Raw genomic sequence first — 23,849 nt, forward strand, 5'->3', positions numbered from 1 at the left:
ATCAGCCACACCACAGGGATGAAGGAGCACTGAATCATGAACCCAACCAGCCTTAGCCTGGGAGAGCCGGACTGGATCACGCTGACCACCGATGCCGACAGGGAGACTGCGCCCGCAGGCAGGCCCTTCAGCATAGCCCCCGACGCGAAGGTCAGCCTCAAGGGCGGATCTGCGCTGACGGTCAGCCTGACCGCTGGCTTCACCCCCATCCGGTCCCTGGCCCTGCGCTGGACCAGACCCATGTCCTCCGACGACCTCTACCTGGGCGATGCCTGGGAGCGTGGCTACGGACGGATGGGTTTTCAGACCATGCGTGCCAACCGGTTCATGCCCTGGTACTTCCTGGCGGCAGGTCAGGAGCAGGCCGAGGGGTACGGGGTGGCCACCGGGGCCAACGCTTTCTGCTTCTGGCAGGTCGATACGGCCGGCATCACCCTCTTCCTGGACCTGCGCAACGGCGGCACTGGCCTGGTGCTGGACGGGCGGGAGCTTGAAGTGGCCACCATCATTTGCCTGCAATATCCGCTCCAGGAGCGGTCTGGCGCCCCGGTCTTTGCTGTGGCCAGTGACTTCTGCTCCCGGATCAGCCGCAATGGCCTTATGCCCCCTGAGCCGGTCTACGGGAGCAACAACTGGTACTACGCCTACGGGGACTCCAGCCGTTCCCGGATTCTTGCCGATGCCGAGTATCTGGCCGACCTGACTCAGGGCAACGCCAACCGCCCCACCATGGTTGTGGACGACGGCTGGCAGGACCACCACCGGCTTGAGGACTACAACGGCGGCCCCTGGCGGCGTGGCAACGAGAAGTTCGGCGACATGGGCGCCCTGGCCGACCAGATCAAGGCTATGGGCATCAAACCCGGCATCTGGTATCGTCCGCTCCTCAACGAGGACGAGACCATTACCGACCAGTTCAGGCTCCCGCACAACGGATGCCTGGACCCCTCAAACCCGCAGGCCCTGGACTACATCCGCCAGGACATCGCCCAGCTGGGGGAGTGGGGCTACCAGCTGGTCAAGCATGATTTCAGCACTTTCGACCTGCTGGGCAGGTGGGGTTTCCAGATGAATCCCTGGCCCAGCCCGGACGGCTGGCACTTCTACGACCGGAGCCTGACCAGCGCCCAGGTGGTCAAGCAGCTCTACCGGGCCATCTTCGAGCAGGCCACCAAGACCGGGATGCTGGTCCAGGGATGCAATGTGGTCGGTCACCTGGGCGTCGGCTTCATGCAGATCAACCGGACCGGCGACGACACCAGCGGCCTGCAGTGGGAGCGGACCAGACAGATCGGGGTCAACACCCTGGCCTTCCGCCTGCCCCAGAACGGAAGCTTCTACGCCACCGACGCCGACTGCGTGGGCATATCCGACGCAATCGACTGGGAGCTCAACCGTCAGTGGATGGACCTCTTGGCGCGGACCGGCACTCCGCTCTTCTTCTCGGCCCGTCCCGGCAGCCTGACCGCCGACCAGGAGGACCAGCTCAGGCAGGCGCTGGCCCTAGCATCGACCGGCGGCGCCCATGCCATTCCCTCGGACTGGCTGGTCAATGACTGCCCTGAGATCTGGACTGATGATGGCGGCACCCACAGATACTCCTGGTATCAGCCGGCTGGTCTGGAGTTCTCGGAAATGCCCGAGCGCTACGACGGGTATCTTTCCGCCATTTAGAAGTAGATGACGGCCGTGCTCGGTTGGGATGGGCACAGCCGCCAATTCGCCGGATTGCAGTGATGGGAACCCGACCTTACTCGTGCGAAGTACAGTGGGGAATATTCGATAACGCCATTTACAGAGCCTCCCAAGAACTCTACCGACTGTCTCCCCAGCAGACGGTGCATCTCTTTCGTTTCCGCGTCTTTGTACAGTGATACAACCTTATCATCGCGCAATGACTATGACAGCCTGATCCGGTGTTGGCGGAACTCATGGTTGACGGGATGAGTAAAACAACGGCTGGGCTGGCTGTGGGTTTCTGCCTGTGGTTGGTCCAGCCGTGTTTCCCTCCCCTCCCAGGCGGGACGGGGCGTGCACGCCTGCCCTCGTGATTCTGCCTGAAGAAGTGTGGTAGGGGCGCGGGAGGAGTGTCAGCTCCCTTAGAGATTGAGCCATAAGTGACACTGGCCTCCCTGCTCCCCTTTGTGGGCCGGGGGCGGGGGGGGGGATTGATACGCCCCCTGTCCGGTCTTACTCGTGCGAAGCGTATGACAGACTATGTGTTTCCCTCCGGTGGCGGCGGGATGCCAGGACCCCGCCCATGCCCGTCATGCCGGTGGCCAGGGTCAGCAGGATGCCCTCCCCGCCGGCTTTGGGGAGCACGCCTGCAGGCGTGTACTCGTACCGGAGGGAGGTGTCCGGCTGCTGGGGTGCGTTGCCCATCGTGTAGTCCACGCTGACCGTGATCGTGCCCGGCACGTGTGCAGGTGCGAATACGGTGACAGTGTTGCCATAACGAGGGATCAGGTTTGTGCTGGAACTGGTGTCGAATCTGACGCCGGTGATCACCGGTTGCTGACTGAACACCGGCGGTACAGGAACAGGGCTATAACTCCATCTGGAGATGCTGTCATTGCCGAGCTGACCATCGGTGTTGCCTCCCCAGGCGTGGACGTTTCCGTCGCTGCCCGCTGCCAGTGAATGATTGGCTCCGCAGCTGACCTGTACAGCCTTCAGCCAGGGGCCGCTTGAGCTCGTGGATTGCGCAGAGGCGAACACCCGCACAGGGGAAGAAAGATTGCTCGTGCCATCGTTGCCGAGCTGACCAGAGGTGTTGTCTCCCCAGGCGTAGGCGTATCCGTCGCTGCCCACGGCCAGGGAATGATAGCCTCCGGCGTTGACTTGCACGTAGGTGAAGTCTGCGGGCGCGTCTGCAGGTTTCTTCACCTTGACCGGCGTATTCTTCTTAGTTTCCGTCCCGTCGCCGAGCTGGCCACTGCCGTTGTCTCCCCAGGCGTAGGCGTTGCCGTCGCTGCCCACGGCCAGGGAATGATAGCCTCCGGTGCTGACCTGTGTGTAGGTGAAGTCTGCGGGCGCGTCTGCAGGTTTCTTCACCTTGACCGGCGTATTCTTCTTAGTTTCCGTCCCGTCGCCGAGCCGGCCACTGCCGTTGTCTCCCCAGGCGTAGGCGTTGCCGTCGCTGCCCACGGCCAGCGAATGCAGGTTTCCGGCGCTGACCTGCACGTAGGTGATGTCTGCGGGCGCGTCTGCAGGTCTATTCACCTTGACCGGCGTATTCTGATTAAAGGAGGTGTACTTCCCGTCGCCGAGCCGGCCACTGCCGTTGCTTCCCCATGCGTAGACGTTGCCGTCGCTGCCCAGGGCCAGCGAATGCCGACTTCCGGTGCTGACTTGCACGTAGGTGAAGTCCGCGGGCGCGTCTGCAGGTTTCCTCGCCTTGACCGGCGTTCTTCTTTGCTCGTATGTCCCGTCGCCGAGCTCGCCATAGGAGTTGTCTCCCCAGCCGTAGGCGTTGCCGTCGCTGCCCAGGGCCAGGGACTGATAGCTTCCGCCGCTGACCTGCATGTAGGTGAAGTCCGCGGGCGCGTCTGCAGGCTTCCTGACCATGACCGGCGTATACCGGTGAGTGTTTGTTCCGTCGCCGAGCTCGCCAAACGTGTTGTCTCCCCAGGCGTAGGCGTTGCCGTCGCTGCCCACCGCCAAAGAAAAGTACATGGTACTACCGTCGTATGTTGATGTGCTGACTTGGCTGAATCTTATGCCTCGGCTGGTGTTTGGCGGGGTGATGGTGGTGGAGTTGCCGCCCAGCTGGCTGCCCTGGCTGGGGCTTATGCTCCACGTGTTGTTCCGGTTTTTGGGCGTCCATTTGGCGGTGAGGGTGAGGTTCTGGGTGACGGGCTTGCTGAAGTCGTAGGCGATTTCCCCGATGAACCATCCGTCGAACAGGTAGCCTTCTCGCACCGGGTCGGGGGAGGGCCGCTTCACCCTGCCGTACGGGTAGGATACCTGTTGGGGTTCGGGTGCCCGGCTTCCCTTGGCTGTATTGAATGTGACCTGGTGGGTGGTGTCTTGTTGGTCGTTTCTGGTCAGGGTCTGGTCGATGGTGTAGTTGAGGTTTTTGGTGAAGGGCTGGCCGTCCTGCCTGCCGGTGATGAGAATAGTGGTTGGTCCCGGCTTGCTGGCGGGCATGTCCGCCCGCCATGAGTCGTTGCTCCTGGTGAGTTTGAGCGGCTGTCCGTCCATGCTGGCTGATTCCAGGTTGGGCGCTGTGGTGGTGTTGATGCTGGCTGGCTTGTCTGGATGGCTTTGAGGGTCCAGGCTCCACGTGAACATGTTGCCCTGCCTGCTGATGGCGGTGATCCTGTTGCCGACCTCGGCGGCCTGCGTGTACGGCTGGCTTCCGTCGTCCGCCTGGGTGGGTGTTTCGCCTGGCTCCCAGGCCCAAATGTGGCCCTCCGTGTCGGTGATGACGGCCTGGCTATCATTGGCTGTGATCGAGTCGGCTTTCATGCTTTCCGGCAGGCTGACCGCTGTGGGGCTGTTCTTGCCATCGGCCAGGTACCGGGTTTGCCCGTCCGCGTCCAGGAGGAGGAACCCCTGGTTGAGGGCTTGGGCCTGGACGGTGCGCGTGCCCGGGTCCTGCTTGATGCGTGCGGGCTTGGCGTTTCCGGTATCGGCCGTCTCCCAGGTCCAGGCCTGCCCGTCAGCGTCCACGATGAGGATCCGGCTGCCGGAGGCGACGGCGGAAACGGCCTGCGCCTTTCCGGGCAGGCTGGCCGTGGTCTGCTTGGTGAATTTCGAGTTCAGGTCCTGGCTGTCGGCATTGCTCGTCTGATAGGCGTGGGCTTGTCCCTGCTGGTCCACGGCCAGGAGCCGGTCGTCGTTGATGCTGATGCTGGTGAACCTGGTGTCCTGGCCGGTGTCGAGGATCGTGGGCGTCGACTGCTGGCTGGTCCGGGTGTAGATGTGCTGGTCGGATCCCAAGACGGCCTGCCAATGGCTGCCGGCTGCGGCCTGCAGGTAGCGGAACCCTTCAGGAGCCTGAACAGGGGCGGGAGCCTGCTTGGGCGTGCCCTCCTGCGTCCAGGCGTGGAGGCGGCCGTCCCCGGTCAGGCCAATAGTCTGGCCGCCTGCGGTTTGGATGCTGACGTAGCAGGGCTCCTGCCTGTCGGGCGGGCTGATGGCCAGGCGGGCGCCGGAGGCGGGCCCGTGGTCCGGGCTCAGCGTCCAGTCCGTGGTCTTCGACCACTGGGCTTTCAGGGTCGTGTCCTGGAGGATGGGAGTCTGCAAGTCGAAAGGCTGGCCGTCATGAGTCCACCCGTCGAACCGGAAGCCTTGACGCTGAGGATTCTCTTGCGGGGCAGCGGCGAGGGTGCCGGTTTTCACGGTTGTTTGTGTGGGCTTGCTGCCGTCGGCCGGGTCGAAACGCACCATGTGCGAAGCCTGATCCTCCGTCTTGTCGGCCGACTTGGCTGTAGCGGAGCCTGCGCTGTCGGGTGTGCCCGTCGTCGATGACGGGGTGCTAGGCGTGGGGCTTAATGGCGTGGCGGCTTGTATCGGCGAGGGCGAGGAAAGGGGAGTGTCTGTTGCGCTGCCGGGGAGAGTGGCGGAGGCCCCTTCAGCTACGCGAGGGGTTTGAAGACCCCCTCCCCCGGAGGGGACAGGAGCGTCGTCTTGGGCGGATGCGATACCCAGGCCTGCCAGCAGCCCCAGCAGGACGATCATCATCGCCATGATGCGACGCAGCCGGGAAACCAGACGCATGAAACCAAAACCCCTTCACCAAACACCAAATAGAGCAAACGCCGCTTGCCCAGACAAGGCTCTTCCTATCGGAAAGCCCTTCTACCTGCCAACGCTGGCCCTGCATCGGATTGCAGGAGCTAATGGTGGAAGCTAGCCGTCTTCTCGATGCCCCTCACTTTTTACCCTACCACCCAGCCAACAAATGACATACAGCCGCATCAGGAGCACTCGAATACTACAGGGTCCAGCCTCCTGCTATCTGCGGGAGGCTGGACCCTTAAACTTGCCAAGCGGGGATCAGCCGGTGTTCTGCAGGCCGGCGGCGACACCCGAAACGGTGCAGAGGATCAGGTAGATGAAGTCAGCCTGTTGGCTCTTGCTGAGCTCCTCCTTGTCGTTGCGACGACGCAGGGCCCGCAGGGCGCGCACCTGGGTCACCGACAGGGCATCCACATAGGGAGAGCGGATCCGGATGGCCTGGCCCAGCACGTGGCGGTGCTGCAGGGGCCACTCGTCGCCCACGATCTGCAGAACCCACTTGCGGGTCAGCTCCATCTCCGAGAGGACCTTCTGGCTCAGGTCGTCCCGGTCGCCCAGGGAGAGGTACATCTTGGCGATGCGCTCGTCGGTCTTGGCCAGGCTCATCTCGATGTTGTCGATGAAGGTGCTGAAGAGCGGCCACTCCTCGTAGGCCTGACGCAGGGTCTCCAGGTCGCCGAACTTCTCGCAGGCGGTGCCCAGGCCGTACCAGGCGGCCAGGTTGATTCGGGCCTGCGCCCAAGAGAAGACCCAGGGTATGGTCCGCAGATCGTCCAAGGACTTGGCGCCCAGGCCGCGCTTGGCCGGCCGGGAGCCGATGGGCAGCAGGCCGATCTCGTTCAGAGGCGTCACGATGGAGAACCAGGGGGCGAAGTCCGGCGTGTGCAGCAGATCCAGGAAGCGCTCGTGGGCTGCCTGATCCAGTTTGTCGGCCATGTCCGCGTACTTCTCGGTCATGGTGGTGTTGCGCTCCTCCACGCTGGGCGCGGACTGGAGCAGTGTGGCCGCCGCCACGGACTCGATGTGGCGGATGGCCAGGACCGGGTTGCCGTAGCGGGCGAAGATGACCTCGCCCTGTTCGGTCAGCTTGAACCGGCAGTTGACCGAGCCCACAGGCTGGGCCAGCACGGCACGGTTTGCAGGGCCGCCGCCACGGCCTACGGCGCCGCCGCGTCCGTGGAAGAGGGTCAGGTCGATGTCATGGCTCTCGGCCCACTTGGCGATGCGCTCCTGGGCGGAGTGCAGGGCCAGGGTCGCCGAGACGGGGCCGGCATCCTTGGAGGAGTCGGAGTAGCCCAGCATGACTTCCATCTTGTTGCCGGTCTCCTTGAGCCGGGCCTGGACCTCGGGGATCTTGATGATCTCCTCCAGCACGTCCACCGAGTTCTGCAGGTCCTCCAGCTGTTCGAACAGGGGGATCACGTCGATGACGGGCACATCCTCGGCATGCTCGAAGGCCAGCCGGTTGAGCTCGTAGACGTCCTTGACGTTCTGCGCTGACTTGGTGAAGGAGATGATGTAGCGGCGAGCAGCCTTCTGGCCGTTGCGCTTCTGGATGGCTCCCAGAGCCCGGAAGGTGTCGAGCACCTCGTGGGTCATGGGCTGCAGCTCGCCGCGCTCGCCGTGCAGGCCGTGCTCGCGGATGTCCTCCAGGGCGCGGGCGTGGACCAGGGAGTGCTGGCGGAACTCCATCTCCACCATGTGGAAGCCGAAGGTCTGGGCCTGCCAGATCAGATCCTGCAAGGGGCCGTAGGCCTGACGGGCCGCGCCCGCCTTGGCCAGGGAGTCCTGGACTACGCGCAGGTCGGCGATGAAGTCGTCGCAGTCGGCATACATGAGGTCGGCATCACGCTGGATGGTGGCCTGCAGACGGTCGGCGATGACCAGGACCACGGCCCGGTGCAGCTCGTTGTGCGAGATGGTGGTGGCCCGATCGGTCAGGCGCTCGCTCATCTCCTTCTGGTGGCTCCACAGGCTCCTCAGCTCAGGGCTGGGGGGCGTGGTGGTCACCTCCATGGTCATGTTGCGGCCCACGGTGGTGGTGGCCTTGACCAGGGCCTTGAGCATGTGGTCCGAGAACTTGCGCGCCACCTTGCGCGAGACCTTGGCGGTCACATTGGGGTTGCCGTCGCGGTCGGAGCCGATCCAGCTGCCCGGGTGGAAGAAGGCGGGGCAGACGGGCTTGACCATGCCGGCCTTCTTGCCCAGCATCCAGTCGTCGAAGCGGCGGTAGACCTTGGGAATGGTCTCGAAGAGCGTAGCGTCGAAGATGTCCAAAATGGTGTTGGCCTCTTCGACGGGTGTAGGCTTCTTGGCTGCAATGGGCGAAGTGCGGAAGAGGGCGTCGATCTCGTTGTGCAGCAGACGCTCGTTCTCCTCCAGCTCGGAACCGCCCAAACCGCGGCGAACGGCCAGTAGATTGGCAATGCGCCGGATCTTGCCCTCCACGGCCTTGCGCCGCGCCTCGGTCGGGTGTGCGGTGAAGACGGGGTGGAACTCCAGCTTCTCCAGCAGCTCCGAGGCCTTGGCCGGACCCATCTCCTGAAGGAGCTGGCTGTAGGCGCTGGTCATCTCGTTGATGGGGTCGGTGCCTTTGACCTCAAGGTTCACCTTGCCCTCGCGCTCATGCAAGACCTTCACCCGGTAGTTCTCCTCGCAGAGGTTGGCCAGATGGAAGTAGGTGGTCAAAGCACGGGCCAGCAGCTGGGAATCCTTGACTGAGGTGTCGTCGATCAGGGCCACGGCCTTGGACAGGCCGTCCTCATCAGGCACGGGATCCGAGGGGTGGCGGTTGAAGTGCTCGGCGCTGGCCGTCATCACGTCCTCGCGCAGGGAGTCGAAGCGCTTGAGCAGCTGTTGATCGAATTCCCCCAACACATCCCTGAGCAGCCGCAGGCACAAGGCCATGTCCTCATCCAACGATTGAGGCAGCTTGCGTTCCTCAGGCCCCTTGGTCCCGGTGCCGGACGTGACCAAGGTCGCATCGGCAGCCGTGATTTGCTGATTACTGTCTGTCATCAGTCCTCCTTATCGAGCCGCAGGTTGCCCGGTCTTCGACCATTCCACGGCTCCTCCGCGGTTATTGGTGATCGGCGTTGCAGGCCCACAGCCTTCGGTTCGATGGCTCGCGGCCTATTCTAGGACGCTTTCGGGTCGAATACGTTTCATGGTCCCATGCGGCGGTGCCGCGGTACGTGACCCGGATGGAGTATGAATGTGGGTGTGAAATTCAAGAGCAGGAATTCCCAGGATGGCTATCGCGGCAGGACCGCAGCCGAGGTCAAACGGGTCAGCAAGTACCACACCCACTCCATTCCGCTGGACATGGAGGACATTGAACGCGATTACGACAAGCCCATCGTCGAGGCCTGCATCGCGGCCAAGACCAGCCTGATCGTGCGGGTGGGCATGCTGGAGCTAGGGGCCGGCACGGGAAGCTTCCGCGTGCGCGAGATGATGCACAGGATCGCCTACCCCATGGGCGTGCATGTGCGGGCCGACGTGAACCTGACGGACATCGAGGCCACCTGCACGGATGGCGTTTCTCGGATTACCGAGGTGGTGGACCTGCCCACCACCGGTGTCAACACCGAGCGGATCTGGCTGCTGGAGCACTTTGCGGACTGGCTTAGCGTCAAGTGCGGGCAGGCGGGGACCTACCACACCATGACGGTGGTCTCCCGGGAGCTGGTGGACAACCTGGACGAGCCGAACGTCTATGCGGCGGCCCGCAAGGCGGTCAAGGAGGTGTTGGCCCAGGACCAGGATGCGGCCAAGGCACTCAAGGACGCAGTGGCCACCGCCGTACACAACGAAGACGAGATCAGCCAGAGCCGGATCGATGCGGCGGCCATAGACACCAGGACGGCCGCTGGTCTGGGCACCGTAGGCTCCACGCCTCGCTCGGAAGATTCCAAAGATTCCAAGGCGGCTTCCGCTTCGGCTGACACCGTGGCCAAGGATTCGAATTCGAGTGCTGCTGGTTCTGCAACCAGCCAAGGCCGCGAGTCTGAGGCTGAGCGGCCTGCCTCCCCGGAGCCGCAGGCGGCGGGCGGCATCACGGTCCGGCAGGCGCATGAGCGCCTGGACCTGATCGAGCGACGCAAACCCCTCTACTCGCCCCTCTTCTCGGGCTTCGCCTCGGCTGTGGCCTGCGCTGCCTTCGTCTTCCTGCTGGGTGGCGGCCCCTACGACATGGCCGGAGCCTTCATCGGCGCTGGCATAGGCCAGTGGGTGCGTCGTCAGATGCTGGGTAGGCGGATCAACCAGTTCTTCGCTACCGGGGTTGCAGTCATCATCGCCGCACTGGCCTGCGTCGGCACGCTGAGACTGGTGGGTATCTTCGACCCGGTGGCCCTCAGGCACGACACGGCTTACATCGGCGCCATTCTCTTCGTCATTCCCGGTTTCCCTCTAGTCACCGGCGGCCTGGATATCGCCAAGCTGGACTTTCCTTCGGGGGTGCAGCGCATCACCTACGCTTTCTCGATCATCCTGGTGGCCACGCTGGGTGGCTGGGCCGTGGCGCGGATGGTCATGCTCAACCCCCAGGGCTTTGAACCCATGAACCTGAGTCCCTGGCTGATGGCCGGACTGCGCATGATTGCAGCCTTCTGCGGGGTCTGGGGCTTCTCGGTCCTCTTCAACTCGCCCCAGCGTATGGCCCTGGTGGCCGCCGTCATCGGCGCTCTGACCGACACTATGCGCTTGGAGATGCAGGACCTGCTTCATGTCCCCCCGGAGATGGCCGCCTTTCTGGGTGCCTTCCTGGCCGGCATGCTGGCCACGGTTTGGCGCTCCTCGGTCCGTCACGGCCTGCTGCCGCCCCACCTGGGCTACCCACGAATCAGCCTGACCGTGCCCTCCATCGTCATCATGGTGCCCGGCCTGTATATGTACCGGGCCATGTTCTACCTGGGGCAGTTCAATACGCTCAACGCCCTGGACTGGGCCTTCCGGGCCTTCATGGTCATCATCTGCCTGCCCATCGGCCTGGTCACGGCCCGGGTGCTGACCGACCGCTCCTGGCGGTACGACGTCTAGTAGCGCATGCCCATGGCCGAGCGGACCTGATCAAGGGTCTCCTCGGCTATCTGGTTGGCCCGCTTGTTGCCCTCGACCAGGATGTCGCGCACGGTGTCCATGTCCTTGGCCAGCTCTGCACGGCGCTCGCGGTGGGGTGCCAGGAACTCATTGACTGACTTGGTCACGTAGGCCTTGAGGGCGCCTGAGCCGGCATCGCCGATCTCTTCGGCGATCTCCTCGGGCTTCCGGTCGGTCACCAGGCCGGCCGTGGTCAGCAGGGCCGAGACCTGGGGGCGGTTCACAGGGTCGAACGTGATCTTTCGCTCGGAGTCGGTGGGCGACTTGCGGATCAGCTTGGCCGTCTCCTCTGCGGTGGCGCCCAGCATGATGGAGTTGCCATAGGACTTGCTCATCTTGCGTCCATCAAGACCAGGAATCTCAGGGGTGTCAGACAGGATGGCATCAGGCTCGGGGAAGACCGGCGCCTGGCCGGGGTAGCGCTCGTCGAAGCGGCGGGCGATGGTCCGGGTCAGCTCAACATGCGGCAGGTTGTCCTTGCCGATAGGGACCACGTTGGCCTTGCAGAAGAGTATGTCGCAGGCCTGGTGGACCGGGTAGGTCAGCAGCAGACCGGTCAGGGCGTGGCCGCTGGCCTCCATCTCGGCCTTGACGGTGGGGTTGCGGTGGAGCTCGGCCTCGGTCACCAGGGAGAGGAAGGGCAGCAGCAGCTGATTCTCTGCAGGGGTGGACGAATGGGTGAAGATCATGGTCTTCTTGGGGTCGATGCCCGCAGCCAGATAGTCGAGCACCAGGTTGAGCACGTTGTCGCGGATGTGCTCGGTGGTGTCCCGGTCGGTGATGACCTGGTAGTCAGCAATGACGATGTTGGTGTGCACGCCGCGATTCTGCATTTGGACGCGCTCGCGGATGGAGCCGAAATAATGGCCCAGGTGAAGCCTGCCGGTCGGACGGTCGCCGGTCAGCATGGTGTAGCGGCCAGGATTCTTGTCCAGTTCAGCCAGCACCTGGTCAGACCGATGCTTGGCGGCTCTAAAGCTGTCGCTGATCTCGTTGCCTGCCGCTGTGACTTCTTCCTGCATGGTCCCACCCTCGTCGTCGTGCCGAATGTCCTTCTGGGAATTGCTTTTATGGTAAAAGTCCGAGCCGACAAGATGCGTAGGTGGTACTCTCATAAATGATGCAAATTCACATTCAAGTTGCCTAAGTGCACGTTACCTGGCGAAGGGGGTCGGATGGGCCGCGGACGTCAGAAGGCTAAGCAGACGAAAATAGCCCGGAAGCTCAAATATCTGACAACGGACACGGATTACGACGAGCTGGCCAAAGAGCTCAGCAGCAAGGAACCCGGAACCAGGGGCAAAGATCCCTTCAAAATGGTTGAAGAGGAGTACTCCAAACCGGATTCGCACAAATCGGGGGGCCAGGACCCCGAGGATTCCCCGGACGATGATCTGGACGATTACGCCCGGTGGGCCGCCGAGGCTGCTGCCAAAGCCACCTCTGGGGAGATGCCGGCTACGCCCAAGCCGCACAAGCGCATACCCATTCCCGTGCCCAGCGCGCTCAAACACCATAAGGATCAGAAGACCGCAGCCAAGGGGTCGTCGAGCAAGTAGCTAGCTGCAGAGGCAGCCGACTATTGGTCATACCAGTGGCAGCAGTTCGTGCAGATCGTCGCGCTCGCCCACGGCACTGATATGCCCGGCGGCGGCTTCTTCACTCCAGTTGGTGATGCCAGCGGCCAGCCGCAGCCAGACATCCGGGTCCAGTTCGATTACGTCGGGCGGAGTCAGGTTATGTGGGTCGGATGCCGGCCCGTCCAGAATCTTGATAGCTCCCCAAGGGGCTACCCTAACCTCCACGCCGGGACCGGGGGCCTTGATCTCCAGCATGTGCAGAGAATAGCGGACAGCCATGGCCTTGCTGCGCCTATCGGTTTGCGGGGCCACTGTTAGACGGTTGCCCTCCGGGCCTAGATTGCCTGCAGCCTCCTTGGCCGCATCGCGCCAGGCCAGAAAATCCCGGCGGCCTTCTTTCATGTCTGCTTCCCGTATGGCACTCATGGTTCCATTGTGACGCGCCGCCCTAACAGGCGTGTCCAGCAGGCTGTGGCCAAGCCGAAATCAGGCATGAAAAAAGGAACCCGTTGCCCTCACGTCCTTGACGCTGGGTCGGATTCCTTCCCGACCGGAACGGTCAGGCCTGTGCGCCCGCTTGCAGAGGGGCCTCGGGATCCTCAGACCCCTTGTCCTCCTCATCCTTGGCCAGGCCCAGGTCGACTGGCGATGAGCTGTTCTCCCAAGGCTCCTCCCAGGGATCGTAATCCGGGTTCTGCTGCTTGTATACGAACAGAGCGACAACGCCGGCCAGCAGCGTGCCGAAGAGCAGAGCAAAGAACTTCCAGCCGTTTGAAGATGAATTCTCCATGTTTGGCTCCTTTCGACGACTTTCGTCGGTCCTGCCCACTTCGACCGACCTAGTCAACATCCTAGTAGAAAGCGGTGAACTGTGGGGCGCATCGGTGCCATTGCGGCACGGAAACCGCACACCCCGGGCCGGACGGTCAGGTAAGGTATGGTTCATGGTCAATGGCACGGGCACCAGTTTCACAGGCGGAGGGAACGGTCGGGGACCGCTGGGATGGATCCGGCGGCACTGGGGCGACCAGGCTCCGGTGGTAACCATAGCCATGACCCTGATCTGCATAGTGGCCTGGGTCATCCAGATGGCCCTGTATCTGCTGGCTCCGCTTCGCTACCAGCGGCTTTTGCTGGGCTACTGGGCCTTCGTGCCGATTACTGCCGTTCATGAGCCCTGGATGTTTGTGACCAACATATTTCTGCACGCCACCAATGTCTCGCATATCCTCTTCAACATGATCACCCTTTGGGTTGTGGGGCCGGTGCTGGAAAATCTGATAGGACATGTGCGTTTCCTGGCACTCTATATGATCAGCGGCCTGGGCGGAGACCTGGGGCTGATAGTCTATGCGGTCCTGGCGCCCAATGGCTGGGGCACATCGGCCATCGGGGCCTCGGGCGCGCTCTTTGGACTCTTCGCCGCCATTCTGGTGGTCTATCGTCGTTTGGGGATCGACATCATCTCCATGGTGGTCTGGATGGCCATCAACTTCTGCATGCCGCTGTTCGTGCCCGGCATTGCCTGGCAGGACCATGTTGGCGGTTTCATAGTCGGCGGCCTCTTCATGCTGGCCCTGCTGCACGTGGGCCGGCCCGGCTCGCGGGTGCATGGCCTGCTCTCCTGGTTGCTGCCCACGCTGATCTTCCTGGTGGTCCTGGTCCTGCTGGCTCTGGGCTGCAACATGTTCAACCCCATGCGCTGACAATCAACAGCTGTCTGCTCTGGTCAAATGACATGGATGTCACCTATCCACATTTGTTGACAATCGTGTGGATAAACTGGGAATAAGTAACTAGAACTGGTGTATATATATCGGTAAAAAGTGGATAAGTAAGCACAGAACCCAATCAGCAGTAGGGTTGTGGACAGGTGTCTTAGGCTGTCCACGATAAAGCCGGGCGATTGTGGATAACTGTGGTTTGAGTCTAGAAGCGGTGGATGAAATAGGTGGAGCTGGGGGGGGGGTTGAATCCACACATGTCTGACGCTCAGGTGTGGATGGGTATGCAAAGAACCCCACATTCGTGCCTGGACGGTTGCAGGGTTCCTGAAGAATAAAAACAGCTGGATCAGTGCCACCACATGGTCATGAGGAAGCCGACCAGCAGGATGCCGAAGCCTACGGCCAGGTTCCAGTTGCCGATGCCGGGGATTGGGAAGACATTGCCCCTGGTGGATGCGATGTAGTAGACCACGATCCAGATCAGGCCCACTACCATCAGCGTGACGAAGAGGGGTACAAACCAGCGCGGATTGGCCTTGGTGCTCTTGATGGTGTCTTCCACGCGGCGGGTGTTTTCTTCCTGGCGCTGAACAATGCGGCGCATCTGCGGAGTCATGTGCTTTTTGTCAACGCTCTGGTTGAGCACGGCCTCCACCTTGTCCATGGACAGGCCGTACTCCTCGTCCTCTGCATCCTCGCCAGTGCCAGCGGTCTTGTTCTCGGCCTCGGCCTCGGTCTTCTTGGCCTCGTCCACCGCCTCGTCCTCGTCATCATGGAGTTGATGCTCTGCCATGAGGTTATTCTCCTTCATTAGATCTACTAAGCCATAGTAGCGGTTAGACTCGAACGTAATACTATCGCAGACGAGGATGAAGGTATGCCTATGACCAGACGGACGGGACGGCACGGCGCGCGCAGGTCCCTGGTCGGCACATTGTCCGTGGCTGTGGTGCTTGCCTTGGTCGGGTACATGCTGACCACCAACATCCGTGTCAATAGGACGGTCACGGTCACCTCGGATACGGCCGGGCTGGTGGAAGAGCGCGAGAACAAGGCTGCTGAGCTGCGCAAGGACATCAATGACATGAGCTCGCAGATCAACGCGTTGAAGACCCTCACCGACGACGACAAGAGCAACTCGAACCAGGCCCGCGAGGACCCTGGATCGGGCACGGTGCTCAAGGCCGTCCAGGGGCCGGGACTGACGGTAACCCTCGATGATTCCCCGCTCTGGCAGCAGAAGGTAGGGTCCGACGGGTCGACGGCCAACATCAATGATTACGTCATCCACCAGCAGGATGTGGAGAGTGTGGTCAACGCGCTCTGGGCCGGGGGAGCCGAGTCCATGAGGATCCAGGACCAGCGTGTTCTGCCCACCACGGCCGTGCGATGCGTGGGCAATGTGCTGCTGCTGCACGGTCGAAAGTACTCGCCGCCATATAAGATTTCGGCCATAGGACCAGTCGATCGGATGACCAAGTCCCTGAATGCTTCGCCATCCATCCGGATTTACAAGGAGTACGTGAATACGGTAGGTCTGGGATGGAATGTCGAGTCTTTGGGCAATCTGAGATTCCCCGAGACGACGGCTGTCCTGCAGCCACTCCAGTATGCATCTCTAGATGAGAAGGCACGGTAAATGACGACAGAAGACTCGGAGAACGACAGGACATCGGTTGATAAACCTGCCGATAAGCGACGAAACTGGCCGGCTGGCATAGCTGAAATCGTGGGGGAGCTGCTGATTACGCTGGCCGTCATCTGTGCCCTCTACGTGGTTTGGCAGCTCTGGTGGACCGGCGTGCAGTCCGAGCATCAGCAGCTGGAGACCCGGACCTCGACCGCTTGGAGCGACCCGGGATCGGGAGATACCCGAAAGGTGGCCAAGCCTCAGAGCGGAATGCCGCCGGTACAGCCCGAACACGCCTCCGAGGGCGATCTGATGGCCCAGATCTACATTCCTCGTTTTGGGCAGCATTGGGAGCGCAACGTGGTTCAGGGCACGTCGCCCCGAGAGCTGGCCTACGCGGGACTGGGACACTACCCCAATACGCAGATGCCTGGTGAGCTGGGCAACGTGGCTATTGCCGGACACCGCGCTGGCTATGGTGAGCCGCTGGGCCATGTGGACCAGCTGCGAGTGGGCGATGCCATCGTTCTGCGCACCAAGGATTACTGGTACGTCTACCACTACACCCGCTACAAGATTGTCGCTCCCACCGAGGTCAACGTTATCGCCCCCAACCCTTATTCGCCCAATGATGCTCCTGATCGGCGCATGATTACACTGACCACTTGCGAGCCCAAGTACACCACGGCCACCCACCGCTGGATCAGCTGGGGCGAATTCGGCTACTGGGCCAAGGTGTCCGACGGAGTGCCTAAGGAACTGCTTGGCGACCGAGGCAGCAATGTGGCCTTTGCAGACGACAAGGGCTCAGTTATGGCCAGGCTGGGTTCCCTGCAGCCGGTCCTCTTGGTTTTGGTAGCAGCCTATCTGATCATCTACCTGGCGGCCCTGGTTGCATGGCGTTACCCCTTGTTGCGGCAGATTCGCAAGGGCGAGAAGCCCCAGCCCATGATCAGCCTCTATGGCTGGCTACTGCGGCACCAGTCCGGCATAGCTCCGATTCGCTGGCTTCTGCTGATTCTGCTCCTTCTGGCTCTGGCCTGCGCCTTGATGGAATGGGGCTTCCCATGGCTGGCTAGCAACGTGCCCTGGCTCAGACAGATGTCCAACTACTCCACATTCTGACCTAGCTGGCATGGAAGCGCGGCGGGGCTGCAGAATCCGACGTGATCCTGCGGCCCTGCCGCTTATTTGTTGCCTAACAGAGATCATGAGAAGGTTTCTCTGATTCTGTTGAAAGCCAGCTGATAAATGCGAGGCCGGCATTTGGCTCAATAATGATTTGACACGAAGAAAGCGTATTATTAATGTAAGGAATCGTTACCACAAATAAAAATGAATGCGCTTTATCATTGGCTGGTAACGTTTTTACTATTACTTAGGTGAGGCAGGTGTCTACGATGACATAAATAATAAGTAAGCAGAAAACAAGGGTTCTGTGACGACTGACAGGGGTTGGCATGGGTTTCGTGACGATACGCGATGTAGCGGCGAGAGCCGGCGTATCCGTCTCCACGGTGTCTAGAGCTCTGAACGGGACAGGTCCAGTGTCTCATCAGACGTATGACCAAGTTCAACGTTCAATTAAAGAATTAGATTATGTTCCCGATTCGAGAGCGAGATCAATTCGTGCTGTTGATTCGAATGTGGTAGGGCTCATCGTGCATGATATACGTAACCCTTTTTATGCTAATCTGGTTTATTTCGTCCAGAATGAATTCCTGGCTTCTGGGTACTCAACGTTTATTGGGAGTTTTTCGAGGGACAAACAAAACCTCAATGCATACTTGCAAAGTATGCTGCAGCAGCGTTTCGATGGTGCTTTGGTTGTTCCGAGCATGGAGCGATCTGAAGTCATCGAACGTATGATCGATAAGGATTTTCCTCTTGTATTCATCGGGAAATATCCTTGGCGGCAAGATGTCGCTATGGCACGGGTCAATGTTAGATCAGCCATGGAGACCGCTGTAAAAACGTTGTACGAGCGTGGCCATCGTCAGATCGGCTATATTTCGGGAGAGATACTGCGCTCCCATCCTCTTCAGGAAAGAGAACAGCTTTTCCGTAAGATTGCTGGTCCAATAGTGGGCGATGATAATCTGTTCGTTGAGTCAACAGGTTTTAATCAGACCGCTTGCGCGCCGGTAATTAAGAGGATGCTCAGAGTAGGTGTAACAGCTGTTCTGTGTGGTGACGCTGATGATGCAGTCACTATATTGGAACAAAGCCGGGAAATGCACGTTCGCGTCGGTGTTGACCTTTCATTGGTATCTTTTGACGATTCAAAAGTGTTCAGGGCTTTTTCTCCTCGCATTTCGGTTATTCGTCAGGATGAGCAGGAGCTTGGCTCGATGGCGGTAAAGATGCTGCTAAAACGAATGAAAGGTACGTCAGTTAACAGTGCCTTTGTGGATGCAAAGTTTATAGATCGTGAATCTATCAGCGTTATAAATCGCTGAGTATTTTCTCTAACGACAGTTGTCTAAACATGCGCCATCGGGGGAGCATATTCATGTTTTTTAAAACTTCGTTGATGGATTAATGCCTTTTATGAGGCTCAATATAGCTAGGAATAGAAAAATGAATATTCTCGGAATTTGTAGTATTGCCGTTGACACGATTGCGCATGTGGATCATCTACCTATTCGTGACAGCTTCTGTACTGTAACCAAATCTGAACGTATGCAAGGTGGGAGCGGTACAAATGTGCTCGTACAAGCGGCCAAGCTTGGTGCTGCTACAGGGATAGTCACGCAGATCGCCAAGGATGCCGATAGCGATTGGATTATGGATAATTTACATCGTTGCGGTATTGATAGCAGGGGTGTTTACAGGAAGGATGGGCAATATGAAGCGCCTTCTTGCCTAATATATGTTGACCCTCACGGTGAAAAGATGCTGGTAGTCTCTGCTGAAAAACGTCTTCCTGCATTGACTGAGGGGCAAGCAGACCTATCGCTGATAGAAGAGGCAGATATTGTATATCTGGACCTTAACCCAGCGCCTATGAGCATGACTGCGGCTCGGGAGGCATATAAAGCAGGCAAAAAAGTTGTGCTGAACTATCAGGAAGATTTGGACAGTATTCTTTCCCGTGGTGTCGACAGGACTTTTTTGACTGAAATCCTGCAATATGTTACAGTATTCGCCCCTTGTCAAGAAGCGATTAAAGCACTGAGCGGCAGCGGTAATGTAGATGATCAGGCAGCCTATATAAGGCAATATTTCCACGGTCTCATCATCCTGACCTTGGGTAGTGACGGCTTGGTTGCCTGGGATCAGGATGATAAGAAAATAATCGTTCCAGCTCTCTCTATTGATGCTTCCGATACTACTGGAGCCGGGGACTCTTTCATCGGTTCTTTTATGGTGGCCTATTTGATTCACCAGCAACCCTTACTGGAATCCTTACAGTACTCGACTGCGTGTGCAGCCTATACCTGCATGGATTTCGGTGCGCAGGCATCCCCTACTGCCGAACAGTTGCACGGTTTCATGGAGAAGCACAGGCAGTAATGCAAGCGAGTGACTTTGAAAGACGTGGGTCTATGGATTCCATTTTTGAAAGAACCAAGCATACTCTGCTGGCTGTCGCTTATGGCGATGCCATGGGTATGCCAACCGAAAATTACACACGTAAAGGCATCGCCCGCCAATTTGGCAGAGTGACTACATTTCTGCCAAGTCCTGTTGACGAGGCAGCTATATACCGGCGGCTAGCAGCAGGTGAAGTAACTGACGATACTCAACATACGGTGTTTGTTTGTGAGTCCCTTTTGCTAGGGCACGGACGAGTACAAGCAAAAGATTTTGTTCAACGGTTAATGCGCTGGTTGGAGCATGACGACAAAAGTCAATATGTCGTAGGCCCCAGTACTGTGCGGGCTCTAAAGGCTATCGAGAGCGGTGTTTCGATAACTGAGGCTGGTACTACTGGAACCACTAATGGCGCAGCTATGAAAATTGCGCCAATCGGTTTGGTCCACTCCTATCTGGATTTGGACGATATGGTTCAACAGGTTGCAGAAATCTGTATGCCCACGCATAATACCCAAATTGCTATACAAGGGGCTTCGGTTATCGCTGCAACGGTTAGTTACTGTTTTGATCATCCGGTGATCGATTGGGATGAGCTCTATGAGCTGATAAAGCAGGCGGCTGCCGCTGCAGAAGCTTTCGGTGTTCCTCGTCCGGGTCCTGATTTAATGGCTCGCATACATTTTGGTTGGCAACTGGCCCAAGAAGAAAACGAAGATCGCTTCCTGGATTGTTTATACAGCTTTATGGGTACAGGCATGCAGACTATTGAAACGGTCCCGGCGGTATTGGCTATTGTCCGAAAATGCTCTGGAAAATTGAAGCCATGCGTGCAGATTGCGGCTAATATCGGTGGCGACACAGACACGATTGGTGCTATCTGCGGTGCTATCTGCGGGGCCAATCATTTTGACCTGGCACAGGTCGACCAACAAACCCTTATAGCAGCCAACGATATTGACTTTGACGATCTTGCTCGTCGTATGGCTGAATTGGTCAAAGAGACTCGGAAGGCATCTCATGCTAGTTGATAAGTTTTCTGGCAAGGCGAGAACCATCGCCATTGCCATAGGAGTTTTGCAGATCTACTTTGCTTGTATCGCAGCGAATGTGATGGACCCGGCTCTGCATGATCTACAGACCTTGTATCCAGGTATATCGCACGAAAGAATAGCTTCGCTCATCACCATACCTAATCTATGGTCTATTCCAGCCTCGATTTTTTCAGGACTGCTGACAGGGCGCCGTTTCAAGTATCGCCAGGTTTTATCAGTTTCTTTTATGCTGATTGTTTGTTCGGGAATTGCACCTATGTTTCTCCTGTCTTTTAATGCCATGATCATAGCCCGCATGTTTCTCGGCTTCGGTTTAGGTCTGCTGTTCCCGCTGGGCAATGCGTTGATTATTGACTTATTTCCTAGCGAGCGCCGCGCCTATATGTTTGGTGTAGGGGAAGTCGTGAAAAATGTGGCACTTATTTTGTTGCAGATGATCGTCGGTCTTCTTGTAGGAGTTTCTGTCCGCATCAGCTGGGGCGCATATCTGCTGATATTGCTCAGTTTTGCTCTCTTGCTTTTGTTCTTGCCTGAGCCCAAAACCAAGCCAATTCAAGAGCAAACACCTCTGCGGGTCGCTATCAAAAATCTTCCCAATAGGTTATATGTATTTGTGATTTTTTATTGCATTTGCATGATTGTCCAAACGGTTTACCAGTTGAATTTGTCAAGCATTATCGTTACTGAACACCTCGGGAACGCCGCTACAGCAGCGACAGTGCTATCAACTGCTACATTCACCGCTATGTTTGCAGCTCTATCCTTTGGATTTATTCAGAAAGCATTGAAAGATTATACAATCACATTCTGCACAGGCGCGCTGGCCGTAGGAACCTTGCTCATATCCCTGGCACATACTTTGCCCTTGATGTATGCCAGCGCTGTAGTTGTTGGAATCGGGCTGGGTACTATGTCGTCGTCCTTCTACATGAAAATAGCTGACTGTGCAAACAATGAGAATGCGGCACTCGTATCTGGATTCCAAGTTGTTCTAGGCGGGTTAGGTGGATACCTGCCGCATTATTTCCTTCTGCTGGTTGCGGTGTTGTTCCACACTGAATCCCTACGCCTGCCAATAACGGTAGGAGCATTCTTATTGGCAGCGGTGTCAATTGGTTTTGCATTTTTCTACCTGTTGGCTCATCACCGGCGTAGAGCATCAGTCTGAGATTCAGAAGTCATTTTCCAACTGCAGCTTGGAAAGTGATGGGGTCCCTTTTCCTTTGGGAAGGGACCCCATCATGATTTCATCTTCGAGTCAGTTTGTGGAGCTGACGGTGGTCACCGTGATGGGGGTGTTGTCGTCCACCTTGCTGCCGGCTCCCGGGCTTACAGCAGTCACCTTGTCCGTGTCCTTGCCGACGGAAGTGATCCTATCGGCGCTGACGCCGCTGTTAGTCAGCTTCTGCCGATAGCTGCCCAGGGTCTCGCCCTGGGAGAAGGGCGGGACGCTGATGGCCGTGGTCAGGGTGATGGTGTCCTTGGACTTGTCGAAGGAGGAACCTGATGTGGGATCCTGGCCGGTGACCACGGCGTTGTCGTTGTTGGGTCCATTAACCTTGATGTTGACCCCCTGGCCCAGGTTGCGCTTGGCCTCGCCCAGGGTCATGCCGGCGTAGTTGCCCAGCTGCATACCGTTGCTGACGGTGACTGTGATCATGGCTCCCTGCTGGATGGAGGACCCGGCAGCCGGATCGGTGCTGATGACCATATCCTTGGCCACGGTGTTGGAGGCCTGCTCGCGGATGGTGATGTTGAAGTGCAGATTCTGCAGAGTCTTGGTTGCGTCGTCCTTGGTCTTGCCAGACAGATCAGGCACCTTGGTCATGCCCGAGGAGATGTAGAGCAGGATGCTGGTTCCTTTGGCCACGCTCTGGCCGGCGGCGGGATCCGTTCGGGTCACATGGTCCTTGGGCACATCTTGGCTGTCTTCTACCGAGGCGGCGGGTGAGGCCTTGAATCCGGCCTTCTCCAGGGTTCTGCGAGCCTCCTGCTGGTTCATGCCCTTGACGTCGGGAATGGCCGTATCCTTGGGCCCGGAGGAGAACCAGACGGTTACTGTGGAGCCCTTGGGAGCCATGCTTCCGCCCTTGGGGCTCTGCTTGGTGAAAGTCCCCTTGGGCTCGGCCGAATCGTGGTCCTCCTTCTCCTGGTAGTGGAAGCCTGCCGCGGTGACCTTCTCACGGGCAAGAATTCGCGACATCTGTGCGTTGATGGTGGGCACTTCGGCCATCGGATGGCGGTTTCGGCTCATGTAGGCCACGCCAAGTCCGGCGGCCACCAGAAGCAAGGCCGCCACGATGGCACTGATGATGATCTTCTTGCGCCGTTTGGACTTCTGCTGAGCCGCCTTGGTGGCCGTGCGCTCAGCTGTGGCGAGATCGGTGGCAGCAGCCGGGTTGAGCGGGTTCTGAACAGGGTTGAAGGCCTGGGTGGCGGCCGTCTCTTCTTCGGTCAGCGGCATGGTGGCCGTTTCGGTGCCCTGCTCGGCATCCTTGCGGGCTTTGACGTTGGCCAGGTCGGTCAGCGGGTTGAAGGCGGCAGCCACCGGGGTTCCGCCATTCATGAAGGCCAGGATGTCGCTCTTGAAGGCTGAAGCCGTGGCATACCGGTTCTGGCGGTCCTTGGCCATGGCCTTGGCGCAGATGGAATCCCACATCTTCGGCAGGCCGGGCACGATGGTGCTAGGTGGGGTGGCCACCTCGGTGACGTGCTGATAGGCGATGGCTACGGCTGAATCCCCGTTGAAGGGCGGCCGCCCGGTCAGCATCTCGTAGAGGACGCAGCCGGCCGAGTAGAGGTCGGAGCGCATGTCCACGCTCTCGCCACGGGCCTGCTCAGGGCTCAGGTACTGGGCCGTGCCCACTACGCCCTGGGACTGGGTCATCGTGGCGGCTGAATCGTCCATGGCCCGGGCGATGCCGAAGTCCATGACCTTGACGATGCCCTGCTCCGAGATCATGATGTTGCCGGGCTTGATGTCCCGGTGGATGACGCCCATGTGGTGGGAGTAGTCCAGGGCGCTCAGCATGCCCAGCATGACCTGCTCGCTGTCGCGCTGACTCAGGGCGCCGTTCTCCTTGAGGATGGACCTCAGGGTCTGGCCCTTAACGTACTCCATGACCAGGTAGGGCACCCGCTCATGGTTGCCCTGGTCGTCGGTCAGTATCTCTTCGCCCGAGTCGTAGATGGAGACGATGTTGGGGTTGTTGAGCAGGGCGACCGAGTGAGCCTCCCGCCGGAACCGCGATAGGAAGACTTCGTCGTTGGCCAGATCGGACCGCATGATCTTGACCGCGACCGTCCTTCCCAGACGCGTGTCCACAGCCTTGTGGACCTCGGCCATGCCACCGCGTCCGATCAGCTGTCCCAGACGGTAGCGTCCGTCCGCTAGGGACGGCGGCAGTGTGATGCTCATAGGGTATCCCCTCCGTTCGTCGCTTCAAGGCCGCGCTGTGCGCTTCCTTCTCCA

17 protein-coding genes are annotated in these 23,849 nt (G+C 59.3%); 10 read left to right on the top strand and 7 right to left on the bottom strand.

Annotated elements, in window-relative coordinates; translation table 11 throughout:
- Positions 1 to 36 precede the first annotated feature (36 nt).
- On the top strand, positions 37 to 1,674 hold the full coding sequence (locus DKK74_RS00260) for a glycoside hydrolase family 36 protein (protein WP_110412263.1): 1,638 nt from the start codon (positions 37 to 39) through the stop codon (positions 1,672 to 1,674).
- A 516-nt stretch (positions 1,675 to 2,190) separates the two neighbouring features.
- On the opposite strand, the gene DKK74_RS00265 is transcribed toward DKK74_RS00260, so the two are convergent.
- Positions 2,191 to 5,724: an RCC1 domain-containing protein gene (locus DKK74_RS00265; protein WP_110412264.1), complete on the bottom strand. Its 3,534-nt coding sequence runs from the start codon at positions 5,722 to 5,724 to the stop codon at positions 2,191 to 2,193.
- Positions 5,725 to 6,003: 279 nt separating this feature from the next.
- Positions 6,004 to 8,763 carry a phosphoenolpyruvate carboxylase gene (locus DKK74_RS00270; RefSeq protein WP_110412265.1) on the bottom strand — a complete coding sequence of 920 codons (2,760 nt, stop codon included), beginning with the start codon at positions 8,761 to 8,763 and terminating at the stop codon, positions 6,004 to 6,006.
- Between the two features lie 192 nt (positions 8,764 to 8,955).
- Here DKK74_RS00270 and DKK74_RS00275 point away from each other — a divergent pair, with 192 nt between their 5' ends.
- Positions 8,956 to 10,788, top strand: a complete 1,833-nt coding sequence (locus DKK74_RS00275; protein ID WP_110412266.1) for a threonine/serine ThrE exporter family protein — start codon at positions 8,956 to 8,958, stop codon at positions 10,786 to 10,788.
- Here DKK74_RS00275 and trpS read toward each other — a convergent pair.
- Positions 10,785 to 11,870, bottom strand: a complete 1,086-nt coding sequence (trpS, locus tag DKK74_RS00280; protein WP_110412267.1) for a tryptophan--tRNA ligase — start codon at positions 11,868 to 11,870, stop codon at positions 10,785 to 10,787. The two genes, DKK74_RS00275 and trpS, sit on opposite strands and share 4 nt — an antisense overlap.
- A gap of 153 nt (positions 11,871 to 12,023) precedes the next feature.
- Here trpS and DKK74_RS00285 point away from each other — a divergent pair, with 153 nt between their 5' ends.
- Entirely contained in the window at positions 12,024 to 12,407 is a 384-nt protein-coding gene (locus DKK74_RS00285) for a DUF3073 domain-containing protein (protein WP_110412268.1), read from the top strand.
- 27 nt (positions 12,408 to 12,434) lie between these two features.
- Here the strand turns inward: DKK74_RS00285 and DKK74_RS00290 are convergent, their stop codons facing one another.
- Together DKK74_RS00290 and DKK74_RS00295 are read right to left on the bottom strand one after the other, a co-directional pair.
- Positions 12,435 to 12,854, bottom strand: coding sequence for a sterol carrier family protein (locus DKK74_RS00290; protein ID WP_110412269.1), 420 nt, complete (start codon positions 12,852 to 12,854; stop codon positions 12,435 to 12,437).
- 133 nt (positions 12,855 to 12,987) lie between these two features.
- The gene (locus DKK74_RS00295) at positions 12,988 to 13,218 is read right to left on the bottom strand and encodes a hypothetical protein (protein ID WP_046322139.1); all 231 of its coding nucleotides are present in this window, start codon (positions 13,216 to 13,218) and stop codon (positions 12,988 to 12,990) included.
- Between the two features lie 154 nt (positions 13,219 to 13,372).
- On the opposite strand from DKK74_RS00295, the gene DKK74_RS00300 reads away from it, so the two are divergent.
- A complete protein-coding gene (locus DKK74_RS00300; RefSeq protein WP_110412270.1) occupies positions 13,373 to 14,134 on the top strand; it encodes a rhomboid family intramembrane serine protease in 762 nt (253 codons plus the stop codon).
- Positions 14,135 to 14,501: 367 nt separating this feature from the next.
- On the opposite strand, the gene crgA is transcribed toward DKK74_RS00300, so the two are convergent.
- Entirely contained in the window at positions 14,502 to 14,948 is a 447-nt protein-coding gene (gene crgA / locus DKK74_RS00305; protein WP_110412271.1) for a cell division protein CrgA, read from the bottom strand.
- A 90-nt stretch (positions 14,949 to 15,038) separates the two neighbouring features.
- On the opposite strand from crgA, the gene DKK74_RS00310 reads away from it, so the two are divergent.
- From DKK74_RS00310 to DKK74_RS00335, 6 genes are all read left to right on the top strand, one after another.
- Complete coding sequence (locus DKK74_RS00310; protein ID WP_110412777.1) at positions 15,039 to 15,794, top strand: DUF881 domain-containing protein; 756 nt, start codon at positions 15,039 to 15,041, stop codon at positions 15,792 to 15,794.
- On the top strand, positions 15,795 to 16,910 hold the full coding sequence (locus DKK74_RS00315) for a class E sortase (RefSeq protein WP_110412272.1): 1,116 nt from the start codon (positions 15,795 to 15,797) through the stop codon (positions 16,908 to 16,910).
- A gap of 335 nt (positions 16,911 to 17,245) precedes the next feature.
- The gene (locus DKK74_RS00320; RefSeq protein ID WP_110412273.1) at positions 17,246 to 18,244 is read left to right on the top strand and encodes a LacI family DNA-binding transcriptional regulator; all 999 of its coding nucleotides are present in this window, start codon (positions 17,246 to 17,248) and stop codon (positions 18,242 to 18,244) included.
- Between the two features lie 121 nt (positions 18,245 to 18,365).
- Positions 18,366 to 19,301 carry a carbohydrate kinase family protein gene (locus DKK74_RS00325; RefSeq protein WP_181414835.1) on the top strand — a complete coding sequence of 312 codons (936 nt, stop codon included), beginning with the start codon at positions 18,366 to 18,368 and terminating at the stop codon, positions 19,299 to 19,301.
- 32 nt (positions 19,302 to 19,333) lie between these two features.
- Entirely contained in the window at positions 19,334 to 20,353 is a 1,020-nt protein-coding gene (locus DKK74_RS00330; RefSeq protein WP_181414836.1) for an ADP-ribosylglycohydrolase family protein, read from the top strand.
- Positions 20,343 to 21,545: an MFS transporter gene (locus tag DKK74_RS00335; RefSeq protein ID WP_110412276.1), complete on the top strand. Its 1,203-nt coding sequence runs from the start codon at positions 20,343 to 20,345 to the stop codon at positions 21,543 to 21,545. Before DKK74_RS00330 ends, DKK74_RS00335 begins: the two co-directional genes overlap by 11 nt.
- A gap of 90 nt (positions 21,546 to 21,635) precedes the next feature.
- Here DKK74_RS00335 and pknB read toward each other — a convergent pair whose 3' ends face one another.
- Positions 21,636 to 23,795 carry a Stk1 family PASTA domain-containing Ser/Thr kinase gene (gene pknB / locus DKK74_RS00340; RefSeq protein WP_110412277.1) on the bottom strand — a complete coding sequence of 720 codons (2,160 nt, stop codon included), beginning with the start codon at positions 23,793 to 23,795 and terminating at the stop codon, positions 21,636 to 21,638.
- Positions 23,796 to 23,849 lie beyond the last annotated feature (54 nt).

The sequence above is a fragment of the Bifidobacterium asteroides genome, from assembly GCF_003202755.1.
GTDB lineage: Bacteria > Actinomycetota > Actinomycetes > Actinomycetales > Bifidobacteriaceae > Bombiscardovia > Bombiscardovia asteroides_F.